Source organism: Streptantibioticus rubrisoli (assembly GCF_024436055.1).
GTDB classification, from domain to species: Bacteria; Actinomycetota; Actinomycetes; order Streptomycetales; family Streptomycetaceae; genus Streptantibioticus_A; species Streptantibioticus_A rubrisoli.
On the sequence record NZ_JANFNH010000003.1, the window covers coordinates 137,705 to 150,751 of the forward strand.

The 13,047-nt window shown below is 71.1% G+C and carries 10 protein-coding genes; 4 read left to right on the top strand and 6 right to left on the bottom strand.

All coding sequences use genetic code 11. The features are described from left to right. Window positions 1-152: 152 nt before the first annotated feature. The gene (locus NON19_RS05570; RefSeq protein ID WP_255925492.1) at window positions 153-341 is read right to left on the bottom strand and encodes a hypothetical protein; all 189 of its coding nucleotides are present in this window, start codon (window positions 339-341) and stop codon (window positions 153-155) included. A gap of 38 nt (window positions 342-379) precedes the next feature. Further along, the gene (locus NON19_RS05575; RefSeq protein WP_255925493.1) at window positions 380-1,138 is read right to left on the bottom strand and encodes a LysR family substrate-binding domain-containing protein; all 759 of its coding nucleotides are present in this window, start codon (window positions 1,136-1,138) and stop codon (window positions 380-382) included. 58 nt (window positions 1,139-1,196) lie between these two features. Between NON19_RS05575 and NON19_RS05580 the strand changes: the two genes are divergently transcribed. The 4 genes from NON19_RS05580 (at window position 1,197) to NON19_RS05595 (ending at window position 7,024) form a co-directional block, all read left to right on the top strand. Further along, a complete protein-coding gene (locus NON19_RS05580; RefSeq protein WP_255925494.1) occupies window positions 1,197-1,601 on the top strand; it encodes a DUF5997 family protein in 405 nt (134 codons plus the stop codon). Window positions 1,602-1,876: 275 nt separating this feature from the next. Further along, complete coding sequence (gene uriT / locus NON19_RS05585; protein ID WP_255925495.1) at window positions 1,877-3,352, top strand: uridine transporter UriT; 1,476 nt, start codon at window positions 1,877-1,879, stop codon at window positions 3,350-3,352. A 165-nt stretch (window positions 3,353-3,517) separates the two neighbouring features. After that, window positions 3,518-4,768, top strand: a complete 1,251-nt coding sequence (locus NON19_RS05590) for an MFS transporter (RefSeq protein ID WP_255925496.1) — start codon at window positions 3,518-3,520, stop codon at window positions 4,766-4,768. A gap of 126 nt (window positions 4,769-4,894) precedes the next feature. Then, window positions 4,895-7,024 (top strand): tetratricopeptide repeat protein, encoded by a 2,130-nt coding sequence (locus NON19_RS05595; RefSeq protein ID WP_255925497.1) that lies wholly within the window; start codon window positions 4,895-4,897, stop codon window positions 7,022-7,024. Here NON19_RS05595 and NON19_RS05600 read toward each other — a convergent pair. From NON19_RS05600 to NON19_RS05615, 4 genes are all read right to left on the bottom strand, one after another. Next, the gene (locus tag NON19_RS05600) at window positions 6,999-8,771 is read right to left on the bottom strand and encodes a CDP-glycerol glycerophosphotransferase family protein (protein ID WP_255925498.1); all 1,773 of its coding nucleotides are present in this window, start codon (window positions 8,769-8,771) and stop codon (window positions 6,999-7,001) included. The two genes, NON19_RS05595 and NON19_RS05600, sit on opposite strands and share 26 nt — an antisense overlap. Window positions 8,772-8,906: 135 nt before the next feature. Further along, the gene (locus tag NON19_RS05605; protein WP_255925499.1) at window positions 8,907-10,055 is read right to left on the bottom strand and encodes an ABC transporter substrate-binding protein; all 1,149 of its coding nucleotides are present in this window, start codon (window positions 10,053-10,055) and stop codon (window positions 8,907-8,909) included. A 396-nt stretch (window positions 10,056-10,451) separates the two neighbouring features. Further along, window positions 10,452-11,117, bottom strand: a complete 666-nt coding sequence (locus NON19_RS05610) for a maltokinase N-terminal cap-like domain-containing protein (protein ID WP_255925500.1) — start codon at window positions 11,115-11,117, stop codon at window positions 10,452-10,454. A 150-nt stretch (window positions 11,118-11,267) separates the two neighbouring features. Next, a complete protein-coding gene (locus tag NON19_RS05615) occupies window positions 11,268-12,842 on the bottom strand; it encodes a SulP family inorganic anion transporter (protein ID WP_255925501.1) in 1,575 nt (524 codons plus the stop codon). Window positions 12,843-13,047 lie beyond the last annotated feature (205 nt).

Sequence of the window (13,047 nt, forward strand, 5' to 3'; positions counted from 1 at the left end):
GGCGTGCGGGCCCTACCGCTTGTGCCGTCCTCCGCCCAGGCGTTCCGGATCGTCTCCTGGTCATCCGCTACCAGCGCGCCGAAGCCACCAGATGTGATCGCCCGCCGGTCGCGGACCGTATGCGCTTCGGGGCGTCACGTCACGAGTGGGGCTCAGTCCTCCGCCGCGTCCTCGGTGATCCCCTCGGTGAACTCCCACCAGGCGAGCGGCAGCCAGTCGCCGTGGACGAAAGCGTCGACCGTCGCTCCACGGCCGCGGATGGCGACCTTGGTGCCGGGCGGATAGGTGGTGCCGGACAGGCCGGGGACCGGGACGATCAGGGTCCCGAAGCGTGGTGCCACTGTCCCGTCCTCCTTCGCGGCGCGGAGCGTGGCCGCGGCTACGACCGGCGGCGGGGTTTTCCGCGCTTGGCGCCGCTCGAACCCCGGCGCGGGTTCCGGCCGGTTGACTTGCCGGGCGCGGGCTTGTGCCGCGCGCCGCCGCCGGTTTCGGTGCGCTTGTTCTGCTGCGGCTGCCCGGGCGCCGGGCGGCGCCCCCGGGTGCTGTTGACCGTCCGGCCGCGGACGATCCCGATGAAGTCGTCCACCATGTCGGTGGTGGCGTCCTCGCGCCAGGACAGCGCCACCCGGGACCGCGGGGCGTCCGTCACCGGCCGGTAGGTGAGGTCCCTACGGTGGTGCAGCCGGGCGAGGGACTGCGGGACGACGAGCAGTCCCACCCCCGCCGCCACCAGTTCGACGGCGTCCGCCGTGGTGGCCGGGCGCTCGATCGCGGGCTGGCCCGGCCGACGTTCCCACTCCAGCGTCTCGTCCAGCGGATGGAACACCACCTCGTCGGCCAGCTCCTCGGCGGACACCTCGTCCACCGCGGCCACGATGTGGTCCTTCGGGACCACGACCACCGTCGTCTCGGTGTAGAGCGGGATGGCGCTCAGGTCCGTCCGGTCGAACGGCAACCGCACGAAGCCCGCGTCGGCGTCACGGCGACGTAGCACGTCGGGCGCCTCGGCGGCGGGCACCTGGATGAGCTCAAGTGGGATGTCGGGCAGCCGCTCGTGCCAGATCCGAACCCACTTGGCGGGGATCACGCCCGGTACGTACGCCAGCCGGAACGAGGGGGGTACTTCCGAGCCTGTCACATGGCCAGGTTACCGGGCGTGGTCAAAGCGGGTGCACGCGCTCGATATCCTTGACGGCATGACGTCGCGCAACAGCACCCAGACCATGAAGCCCGCCACGGCGGCGAAGAAGCTGGGTGTGTACCTCGAAGCCACCCCCGCGCAGTTCCGGGAGGGTGTCGTCACGCGCGACGAGCTCAACGCCCTGCAGGCTGACCCGCCGGAGTGGCTGCGCGAGCTGCGGCGCAACGGCCCGCACCCCCGGCCGGTCGTCGCGGCGAAGCTGGGCGTCTCCATCTCGGGCCTCGCCCGCGGCGGCGTCACCGAGCCGCTCACCACCGAGCAGATCGACGCACTGAAGCGGGACCTGCCCGAGTGGCTGCAAAAGGAGCGCGCCACCCAGGCCGAGGTCCGCAAGGAGACGGCGCGCCTCAAGGAGCAGCAGGCGGCGAAGAGCGCCGAGCCCCGGCGTCCGCGTTCCTGACGCTCACGCAGGCGGCGGCCGGGCCGCCACGGGCGGCTGTGACCTGCGCCCCGCGCGCCGTCGCCGCGTGATGCGGTGCCCGGTGTCCGTATACGGACGGTGTGGGCACCGATACGCCTGGATCCGGCGATTTGACACCAGAAGGTACCTTTGTCGACGGACTACTGGCGTGCCGGGAACGGCATTCGCCTCGCCGGAGACTCACCCGCGCGCACCCTGAAGGCACCGCGCTGTGCCGCGCTCCCGGGGATCACCGCACCACCGATCAGCTGAGCATGGGACCCTCCTTGGCCGAAAACATCACCCTCGACCGTGCCGACGGCCTCGACACAGCCCGGGGCGCCGACGCGTCCGGCAACCGGACCGTTCGCATCGGCGTCCTCGTCACCGCGCTGCTCACGGCGTGTATCGCCTTCCAGCTCAACGCGAGCATGCTCAGCCCAGCGCTGAAGAACATCCAGGACAGCCTGCACGCCACAGCCGCCGAGGTGGGGCTCACCCAGACCGCCTTCTTCACCTCGGCGGCGCTGTTCTCGCTGTTCCTGCCGCGGCTCGGTGATGTGATCGGCCGCCGCAAGGTGCTGGTGGGGATGCTGGCCCTGATGGCCGTCGGGTGTGTGGTGGCCGCGCTGGCGACGAGCGTCCCGATGCTGTTCGTGGGCCGGATCCTGCAGGGCGCGTCCGGGCCCGCCGTACCGCTCTGCCTGATCATGCTGCGGGTCGAGGTCACCGAGCCGAAGCGGTACGGGACCCTGCTCGGCGTGATCACCGCGGTCAACGGTGGCGTCGCCGGTGTCGACTCCGTCGGTGGTGGGTTCCTGGCGGACAAGCACGGCTTCCAGGCGGTCTTCTGGGCGATGGCCGCGGTGGCGGCGATCGCCACGGTCATGGCGGCCACCATGACGCCGGAGAGCAAGGTCGCCGACGCGAAGCGGATGGACTGGCCGGGTGTCGGACTGCTCGTGGTGTCGGTCGGTTCACTGCTCATCGCGTTGAACGAGGCAGGGAAACTGGCCGCGGCCAACTGGCCCCTTGTGGCCGGGCTCACGGTCGTCGCCGCCATCGCCTTCGGGCTGTTCTGGCGCACCGAGGGCCGCAGTTCGCATCCGCTGGTGGCGACCCGGCACCTAAAGGTGCGGTCCACCTGGGCGATCCTGCTGACCACCGTGCTCACCATGACCGGTGTGTTCGCCGTCATGAACGGGCTGATTCCCGCCTTCGCGCAGGACGCGAAGGCGGGCCTGGGGATGTCCGCCGAGCAGTCGGCGTGGTGGACGCTCACTCCGTACGCGCTGGCCGGTCTGGCCATGGGGCCGCTCGCCGGTCGGCTCGCCGCGACCTTCGGGTACGGGCGCGTACTGCGGCTGGGGCTGGTCGGGGCCGTGGCGTCGATCGCCTTGATGATCGTCACGCTCCCCGCGCACTCGCAACTCATGCTGCTGGCCGGGTCGATCCTGGTGGGCATCACCTACGCCGGTGTGGCGAACATCGTGCTCAACGGACTGGGCATCGTGCTCTCCCCGAGCGAGAACCCCGGCTTCCTGCCCGGCCTCAACGCGGGCGCGTTCAACCTCGGCGCGGGGCTCAGCTTCGCGGTGCTGTACGCGGTGAACACGGCGGCGCTGCCCACTGACGCGACGTCATCCGCCGGTTACACGGCCAGCATGATCGCCGGTGTCACCATCCTGGCCGCGGCCATCGCGACATCGTTCCTGATCCCCAAGCCGGTCTCCGCGGAGGCGGGCGCCTGAGCGGTGCGGCACCCACCCGGCAGGGCCCCGGTCAGCGGACCGGGGCCCTGCCGTGTGTCGCTGTCCGGGAGTTGGCGCCCACCGTGGTGGTCCGCGCGCCCGGCCGCGGTCGGTAAGGTCGAGCCTTCGTGACCGGATCGCGGGAAACCGGCGGGGGAGTGTCGAGTGGGCGTGGGACATGCGCTGATCGACACCACCCCGCTGCGTTCCTCACCGCGGTTCCGTCGGTTGTGGATCGGGCAGACGCTCTCCGCGTTCGGCGGTCGGATGACGGCGGTCGCCGTGATGTTCCAGGTCTGGCGGATGACCGGAAGTACCGCCTGGAGCGGGGCGGTTGGCCTGGCCCAGGCGGTACCGCTGCTGGCGTTCGGACTGTTCGCGGGCTCGGTCGTCGATCGTGTCGATCGACGCGGGTTCTACCTGGTGACCACCACCGGTCAGGCCGTCTGCTCGCTCCTGCTGGCCGCCCAGGGCTTCCTCGGGAACCTGCCGGTGATGGGGGTGTTGGCGCTGGTCGCGGGGCAGTCCTGCTTCGTCGCTGGTGGTGGCCCGGCGTCCCGCACCTTCCTCCCCTCCCTGCTGCCGAAGGACCAACTCGCCCCTGGACTGGCGCTCAACCGGATCGCAGGGCAGGCGGCGATGCTGCTGGGACCCGCGTTGGGCGGGGTGGTGCTGGGCTGGTGGGGCGTCGCAGGCTGTTATGCCGTCGACGCGATCACGTTCACGATGGCGTTCTACGGTGCGTTCGGGCTGCCGCCGATGCGACCGTGCGGGGAACCCTCCCGGCCGGGACTGCGCGGTGTGCTGGACGGCCTGGCGTTCCTGATGCGTGCGCCCCTGGTGCGCGGGGCGTTGCTCACGGATCTGGCGGCCACCGTACTGTCGATGCCGATGAGCCTGTTTCCGCTGGTCAACGCCGAGCGGTTCGGCGACGACCCGCGCACCCTCGGACTGTTCCTGTCCGCCGTCGCCGTTGGCGGGGTCATGGCGTCCGTCTTTTCCGGGACCTTCACCCGGCTGCCGCGTCCCGGTGTGGTGATGCTCGGCGGATCGGCGGCGTGGGGAGCGGCCCTCGCGCTGTTCGGCCTGGCGCCCGACCCGTGGGCCGGGTTGGCGTTGCTGGTGGTTGCCGGTGCCGCTGACACCGTGGCCGTGGTGTCCCGCAGCACGATCGTGCAGACGTACACGCCCGGTGATCTGCTCGGGCGGGTCAGCGCGGCCGAGCAGATGGTCGGGCAGGCGGGCCCCGACCTCGGCAACCTGCGCGGCGGTTTGGTCGCCAGTGCGACCTCGGGGGTGACCGCCCTGGTCAGCGGGGGTCTGATGTGCGTCGTGGCGGTCCTACTGATCGGGGTCAACACACCGGGGCTGCGCCGGTTCCCCAACGCGGAGCCTCAACCGGCCAGCCCCGACTGATCGTTGCACCCCGCGCGGGGTTCGCAGTTGGCGCTTCGGTGCGGGCTGTGCCCGTCCCCGCGGGCTCCCGCTACCGTTGGCCTTGAGGTTGGAGCCGGTGGGCGTGGAGCCAGGGGGAGTGGCGGCATGGTGGAACCCGTATCGCTGGGGGCCGTTTCGGCGATGCTCGGCGCCGCGTACGCCGGGATGGGCAACGAGGCGGGCAAGCGGGCGACGCAGTTGATCGGCGGTCTCGCTCGGCGGATCGTAGGGCGGGAAGTCACCGCGCCGCAGACGGTGTCGGAACGTGAGGGGCTCGCACGGCAGTTGTTCGAGGGGGCGCGGGGCGACGACCAGCACGCCCGCGCACTGGCCGAGTTGGCGGCCCTGGTGCACGGCACGCTGAGCCATCCCGCGGTTCGCCGTCAGCCGCAACTCCCCGGTGCCGTCACCTTGTTCAGCGACCGCCAGGAGCCGATGCGGCAGCTCGACCGTGAGGCCTCCCGGAAGTTCGACGGCCGACCGCGAAGAGTGCTGTTGCACGGTCCCGAGGGCATCGGCAGCAGTGCGCTGGCCGTGCAGTGGGGCTGGCGTGAGCTGCGGCGCTTTCCGGACGGGCAGTTGTACGTCGACCTCGGCGGCCGTGCGCTGGACGCGGCCGTGGCCGTGCACCGGGCGCTGAGTGAACTGGGCTTGTCCGACGAGGAGGTTCCGCCCGGACTGGAGGACCGCACCAACCTCTTCCGCGACCTCGTGACGGACCTACGGCTGCTCGTCGTGCTGGACCACGCGCATTCCGCCGCGCAGGTCGGACCGCTGCTCGCCTCCGAGCCCGGCGTCTTCACCATCGTCGTCGCCCACCGCCGCCTGCCTGGTCTGGACGCCGTACCGATCGAAGTGGAGCCGCTGTCCAGGAAGTACGCCGTGCAACTGCTCACGGACATCGCGGGCCGCAAGGCGGTCGACCGCGCCCGCGGCACGTTGCCGTCCGTGCTGGCCCGCTGCGCTGGTTCACCGTACGCCCTGTGGGCGGTCGCACCGCGACTGACCGCGCCGCCCCACGAGGAAGCAGGCTCCACCATGGCCGTGCACGACCCCGTCCGTACCCACGCCGAGGACGTCTACTCACGGCTTTCACCGGACGCGGCCCTGGTGTACCGGCGGGCGGCGCTGTGGCCGTGGCCCGCCCTGAGCCCCGCGGCAGCCGCGGCGGCGGCCGAAGTCACGGAGTCGGCGGCCGCCGGGCTGCTCGAAGAACTGGAGGCCCTACGGCTGTTGGAGCCAGTCGGCTCCGGCCGCTTCCGCTACCGCCCGGCCGTGCGCCGCCACGCCGAAGAGACGGCCGCGCGCGAGGACGGCATCGCGGACTGCCGGAAGGCCGTGCGGCGCACCGTGGAGTGGTATCTCGACTTCGCGGTACGGGCTGGCCGCGCCGCGCTGCGGCAGAGCTGGCGCGTCGGCCGGGCCGCCAACGAACTGGCGCCGGGCGACTACCCGTCGCCGGGCGAGGCGCTCGCCGCCCTCGTGGGCGAGCTGGACAACCTCGTTCAGGCGGTCCTCGCCGCCAAGGAGTTCGAACTGGGCGACACCGCGTGTCAGCTGTGCGAGGCGCTGTGGGCGGCGCAGCTCAAGGACGGACGGCACGAAGAGGTGCTGCCCGCCCTGCGGGCGGCGGTGGACGTGGCCGGGCAGCTGCCTCCCGGCGGCCTGATGGCGGGGCGCATGCACACGCTGCTCGCCATGGCGTTGATCCCGTCCCGCCGGTTCGCCGAGGCCGAAACCGCGGCGCGGGCCGCCGCCGAGGCCGAACGGCAGGCCGACCACCTACGCGGTGCGGCGACCGCGACCGAAACCCTGGGGCTGGTACGGCTGGCGCAGTGGCGTTTCCACGACGCCTACGAGCTGTTCACCGAGGCGGACCGCATCCTGGACGGCATCGGCGAGGACGACCTCGGCTTCGCCGACGTTCCCCGCGCCCGTGCGCTGCTGCGGCGGCACCGGGGCCGTGCGCTGCGCGGACTGGACAACTGGGCGGAGTCCGAGGAGGAGTTGACGGCGGCCCTGGGCTTCTTCCGGGAGACCCAGGAGCCATACAACACCGCCCGTACGCTCACCGACCTCGCCGAGACGTACGTGCTCGCCGGACGCCGACCGGACGCGTTGCCGCTGATCGACGAGGCGATCGACGCGCTGGTGAACGAGAACGCCCACTACCACGTGGCCCATCTGCGCGCGCTGCGCGAAAGCTGCGTCAGCGAGCCGAACCGGTCGCCATGACCGAGACCTGGTGGGCGGTCCCGCCGGTCCACACCGTCAACCCGCCTGCCAGGTCGGCCGGTTCCTTGCCAGCGGCCAGCCATGCGTGCAGGGCCGAGGCGTAGGCCGCCGGGTCCGCGGAGCGCGGGTCGGCGACAAGACGGAACGTCTCGCCTGCCCGGGTGCGCACCGTGCAGCTCCCGGCGTCCGTGACATACGCCGCCACGGCACAGAACCGATGGCGCTCCAGTACGTCCATGGCCCAGTGCTCCGGCGGGCCGAGCCGTGGATCGTCCGCGGCGCCGTACCGGAAGATCACGTCCGCGCACGACAACAGGCCCGGATCCAGGGTGTCCTCGTGCACCGCGGTGTGTGCCTCCCCTTCGCCGTCCGGCTCGTACCGGGGGTCGGCGAAGCGGGTGACGGCCACCTCCGCGGTACCCAGCAGGCGCGTCAGCACTCGCAACGGGGCGGTGCGCGACGGTGGTTCGTAGGGCGGCAGCGGCAGCGGATCGAGCAGTGCGGGTGTCGCGGGCTCCGGGACCGACATCAGTTGGTAGAAGGTACGGCGCAGCAAAGCCGCCGCCGCACCGGGAACGGAGGTCGTCAGCTCCCCGGGGCCGGGCAGCGGATGGTGTTCGGCCATCAGCCCCGCCAACTGCGGCCCAAGCGGAGAGTACGGGCACAGCCGCGGTGCCTTCCGTACGAAGTCGGCGACCGGGGTGTCCGCGCCGAGCGACGCCAGCGATGCCGCGCCGAGCAGGACGGGCGTGCCCAGGGCGGCGGCGTAGTAGGAAACGGAACCGAAGTCACCCAGCACCGCGTCGGCCGCGATCAACGCCTGGCGCCAACCCTCCACCGGATCAACGAGGGTGAGCCCCGAACGACGTGCCCTGTCGAGCCAGCTCCGTAGCTGCCCGGGGCCGTGGCCGTACCAGATGTTGGGATGCAGCACCGCGGCGATACGGTATTCGTCGGCGGGCAGCTCCGCGGTCAACCTCGGCAGCAGGAACGGCAGTAGGTCATCGTCGCCGCCGTCGCCGAACAGGGAGTCGGGATTCCACGTCGAGTTCAGCAGTACGAGGCGCTGTCCGCGCCGCACACCCAGCGCCCTGCGGAAGCGTTCCCGGTAGGGCCGGGCGGCCAGCATCCGGTCGAAGCAGGGGTCTCCGGCGAGTACGGCGGTCGGCGCCGCTTCCGGGCAGGCGGCGCGTAGCCGGTCCGCCTGTTCGTGGTGGGACAGGACGAGTGCGTCCGCGACGGGAACGCCGTCGGCCAACAGCCACTCGGGGGAAAGCCCGAAGACAGGCGCAGGCAGTTCGGCGTTCGGCGTTCGGCGTTCGGCGTTCGGCGTTCGGCGTTCGGCGTTCGGCGTGGCGAGTTTCTTATTGTATCCAACGCCATGCGACAGGACCGCCAACTTCCCTTGCAGAGACCGCAGTTCACCTCCGAAGCTCGCCGAGACCGCCAGGTCCACCGGTGTCGCCAGTGCCTGCTCCCAGGGCAGTACCGGTATGCCGAGCGTTGACAACAACTCGGCCACCCCAGCCTGGAACGGCGACGATCCCGTACACGTCGCCAGCAGTTGCACCCGCAAGTCATCGCGGAACAAGGGCAGCACATCGAGCAGCCGGGTCGCCGACGTCACGTTGTGGATGACGAGGAGGACCTTGTGGCACCGCCCCCGGGTGGCCCAGCGCGCCGAGTCGGGACCGACCGGTACGCGTATCCATCCCGCCCCGACCTCGGTCAACCCGATCTCCTTCATCTGCCCGTGGCGCGTCCGTCACCCGTGGGGGCCTCCCTCGTGGCACTCGCGCCACTTCCGTGTCGTCACCCCGGACAGTACCCCGGGCGCCGGTCCTGTTGGACCGGCGCCCGGAGAGGTCGTGTCGATCGCCTGCTATGAGATGGTCTGCGCCCACTTCTGGGCGACAGTCTGCTTGGCGGTCGTCAGCTGGTCCTCGGTGGGGAAGGCAGGCGAGCCGGAGACCGCGGGGAGCTTGCCCGCGGCGACGGGGTCGAGGCTGCCGTTGACCTCCATGGCGTCCATCATCGCCGGGCGGGCGTACCCCTTGAGGAACAGGTTCTGGCCGTCGTTGCTGTACAGGTACTCCTCCCACAGCCGGGCGGCGGCCGGGTGCGGGGCGTTGGCGTTGATCGCCTGCGAGTAGTACTGGGCGTAGACGCCGTCGGTGGGGACGTTCACCTGCCAGTTGACGCCCTTGTTCTTGAAGGTGTCCGCGTAGGCGACGTTCAGGTAGTCCCAGTCGATGGTGATCGGCGTCTGGCCCTTCACGATCGAGGCCGGGGTGGCGAACGCCGGGTTGTAGTTGCCGAGGCGCTTGAGCTTGGCGAAGAAGTCAAGGCCGGGCTGGATCTGCACGAACGACCCGCCGTTCGCCATGGACGCCGCGTACACCGCGCCGAACGCCGCGCCGGACTTGGTGGGGTCGCCGTTGAGCGAGACCTGGCCCCGGTACTCGGGCTTGACCAGGTCGGCGAAGGTCTTCGGGCACTCCTTGACGCGCTTGGCGTCGCAGCCGATCGAGATGTAGCCGCCGTAGTCGTTGTACCAGTCGGCGTTGCTGTCCTTCTGGGCGGCGGGTATCTGGTCGAAGTTGGCCACCTTGTAGGGGGCGAACAGGCCCTGCTGGGTGCCGCTGAGCGCGAACTGCGAACCCAGGTCCAGCACGTCGGGCGCGTTCGACTGGCCCTTGCGGGACGTGACGGCGGTTATCTCGTCCTGGCTGGAACCCGTCGGGTTGTCGTCCTGCACCTTGATGCCGTACTTCTTGCTGAAGCCGTCGATGATCGCGCCGTAGTTGGCCCAGTCGCGGGGCAGGGCGATGACGTTGAGTGTGCCCTCCTTCTTGGCGGCGGCCACCAGGGCGTCCATACCGCCGAGGTCGGCCGCCGAGGTGGCGGTTGAAGCGTTCTTGTCGTTCGCCGTGGTGCTCGCGGCGGGCGTGGAACCACAGGCGCTCAGGGTGAGCGCCGCCGCGGCCAGGACGCCGGTGGCGCCGATCGCCCGATTACGGGGCACGTTCACGGGTACTCCTTGCGGGGGTCTGAGGGGGCCAGCCTGTGGTGCAACATGACCGGCTCAGTACGTAGCAGTTTCGTGGCTGAAAAGTGAACAAGTGGCTGAGAAGCGCTGACGGTAATCGGAAAGAAGCAGAACGTCGAGAGGGGGTAGGCACTGTGTGACGGATCTTTGCCAGATTGCGGCGCGTTTGATACCCGATCGCGCGTTCGGAGCGTCGCCGCATCGGTGAAGGCGGTGTGGTACTCGTGAGTAGTGGTGTGGAAGCGATGCGAAAGGGATGTGTGACCGCGAGTTGGTGGAGAGTGGGGGATCCGGAGCGGATCGCTGGTGATGGGTACGGATCGGTCGCACAGCCCCAAATGGGCGCGCGGACGATCCGTGGTGCGGGGTGGCGGCCGGTTACTCGGTCGACGCCTCGTGGACGGCGGCGAACAGTCCGCGCGCCTGGCTGCCGTCTGCTAGCCGCCAGTTCGCGGTGACATGCCCCAATAGCGACTGGGGTTCGCCCTGTTCGGGACGGAGTACCCGATTCACCCTGACTCGCAGCTGCCGATCACCGGTGCGTACCAGGAGGTCGGTGCCGTGCGGCCCGTCGGCCACGGTCCAGGACGCGTCCGGCGCCAGCCGGCCGCTCTCGGCGAAGTGGCTGGTGACGGTCGGGTCGGGGGTGTCGTGCACGCTCTGCGCCTGCGGCTCGGCCCGGCCCGCGATCAGGGCGAGCAGTTGGGTGACGAGCACCGGGTCGTGGACGCCGTCGTAGACCCACCGGCGCCCCAGCACCCCGTGCTCCGTGGTGCCGAGGAGCGCGTGCTCGGCCTTGTCGAGCGGAGCCCCGCGGTAGGTGAGCGGCGCGTGGTACGTGACCGGCGAGTCACCGGACCCGTCGGTGGCCGCCATGAACTCGATCCCGACCTCGCCCCGCGGATCGTCGAGTCGGAAACCGCCCACCTTGCTCAGCTCCGGCGTGCGCCCGGCGGCGCCGAGGTGCCAGGGCTGCGCGGGCAGCCATGCCGAGAGCAGCTCCAGCTTGCTCGGCGTCAACGTGGTGCGGTGGATGATGGACATGCCTCGAAAACCCCTCCCGTTGGTAGCGGCCATCCTGCCATTCCCGTTACCCGGAAGGGGAGTTGCGGGGTTGGCCGACCACGCGCCGTGTCCCGTGCTGCTCGCCTTGCCGGAACCGGCACCGGGCCTCGACACCATCCCGCCGTCGCATCACCGGTAGCGGGGTTCGGCCTGGCTGGGCATGACGCCGCGCGGCAGGCCCAGCTTCGCCCGTGCGTAGGCGTCGGCTTCCGCGTCGGTGGCGAACAGCCGCCCGGTGGCGCGCAGTCCGGCCAGGGCGCCGAGCGCCTCCATGGGCCGCAGATGCTCGTCGCGGACGCCGCACACCAGCACCAGGGTTCCGCGTCCGGCCAACGCGGCGACCGCGTCCCGAAGTGCCAGGATCCCGGTCGTGTCGACCGCGGTGACCCGCGACAGGCGCAGCACGACGACGGACGCCCGGCACCGCAGCACCGGCCGCAGCAGTCGCGCGGCCGAGGCGAACAGCAGCGGCCCCTCGATCCGGTAGACGGCGAGCGGCTGGCCATCGGCCTCCCGTCGCACACAGGCGGAACGCGCCACCGCGCGCAGCGCCAGGCCCGCGGCCAGCACAACCCCGGCGCCCACTGCGGCGACCAGACCGCACCCCAACGTGACCGTCGCCGTCACCGCGACCACCACCAGTTGCCCCCGGTCCGCCCTCACCAGCGCCCGCAGCGAGCGGACGTCCACCATCCGTACCGCGGTGGCGATCAGCACCCCGGCCAGCGCGCACAGCGGCACCGTCGCCACCAGCGGCGCGGCGGCGAACGACAGCGCCGCCAACGCCACCGCGTGCACCAGGGCGGCCAGCCGTGAACACGCCCCCTGCCGCACGTTGTTGGCGGTACGGACCACGGTCCCGGTCGCCGCCAGTCCGCCGAACAGCGACGCGGCCAGGTTGGCCACGCCCTGCCCGAACAACTCCCGGTCCCCGTCGTGTGGTTCACCGCCGCTCATCGCGTCCGCCGCCGCGGCCGTGATCAGCGCCTCCAGTGCCACCACCGCCGCGACGGTCACCGCCGACGGCAGTAGCATCGGCACACAGCGCGGTTCCACGAAGCCCAGCGACGGACGCGGAAGACTGGACGGCACATGCCCGATGGACGGCAACGGCAGCCGCGACACCCGTACCACGGCGGTGGCGCCGACCACGGCTACCAGGGCCGACGGCAGGTTCGGCAGCAGTCGGCCACCGGCCAGCTGGGCGAACACCACCGCTGAACACAGCGCCAGCGCGACCCAGTTGGGGTGGGCGGCGGACCTGATCGCGGCCTCGATGACGGTGCCGCGCGGACGTACGGCGGTTCCCACGCCGGGCGGGATCTGCTGAAGGGCGATCACGGCGGCGCTGCCGATGGTGAATCCCCTGACCACGGGCGCCGGAAGGTAGCGAAGGCATCCGCTCACCCGCAGCAGCGCCAAAGCCATGGTCAGCAACCCGGCCATCAGCCCGACGGTCAGCGCACCACGGACACCGAAGCGGTGAGCGACGGGTGCGATCACCACCGTCAACACCCCTGTGGGACCGGACACCTGAAGGTCGGAACCGCCCAACAGCGCGGCCAGACCACCGGCCACCACCGCACTGGCCAACCCCGCCTGCGGGCCGAGGCCCGACGCGGCACCCAGTCCGAGGGCGAGCGGAAGCGCGGTGACGGCGACCATGAGCCCGGCCAGCACGTCCTTGCGCGGGCAGCGTCGCATGGCAACGAGGTCGTCCCGGCTGGGCAGTAGACCGCGCAACCGAGTCCGGGCGCTTCCCCTGTCGCTGCCGGTGATCACTGGAACACATTCCCTCCTAACTGGTGGTGCGTCGCGTCAGGAAGACAACCGGCAAGGGGAAAAGGGGATTTCGGGCGGCGGAATAGGAGCCAGCCCACTTTGACAACATCGTGCGAATCCAACGGCG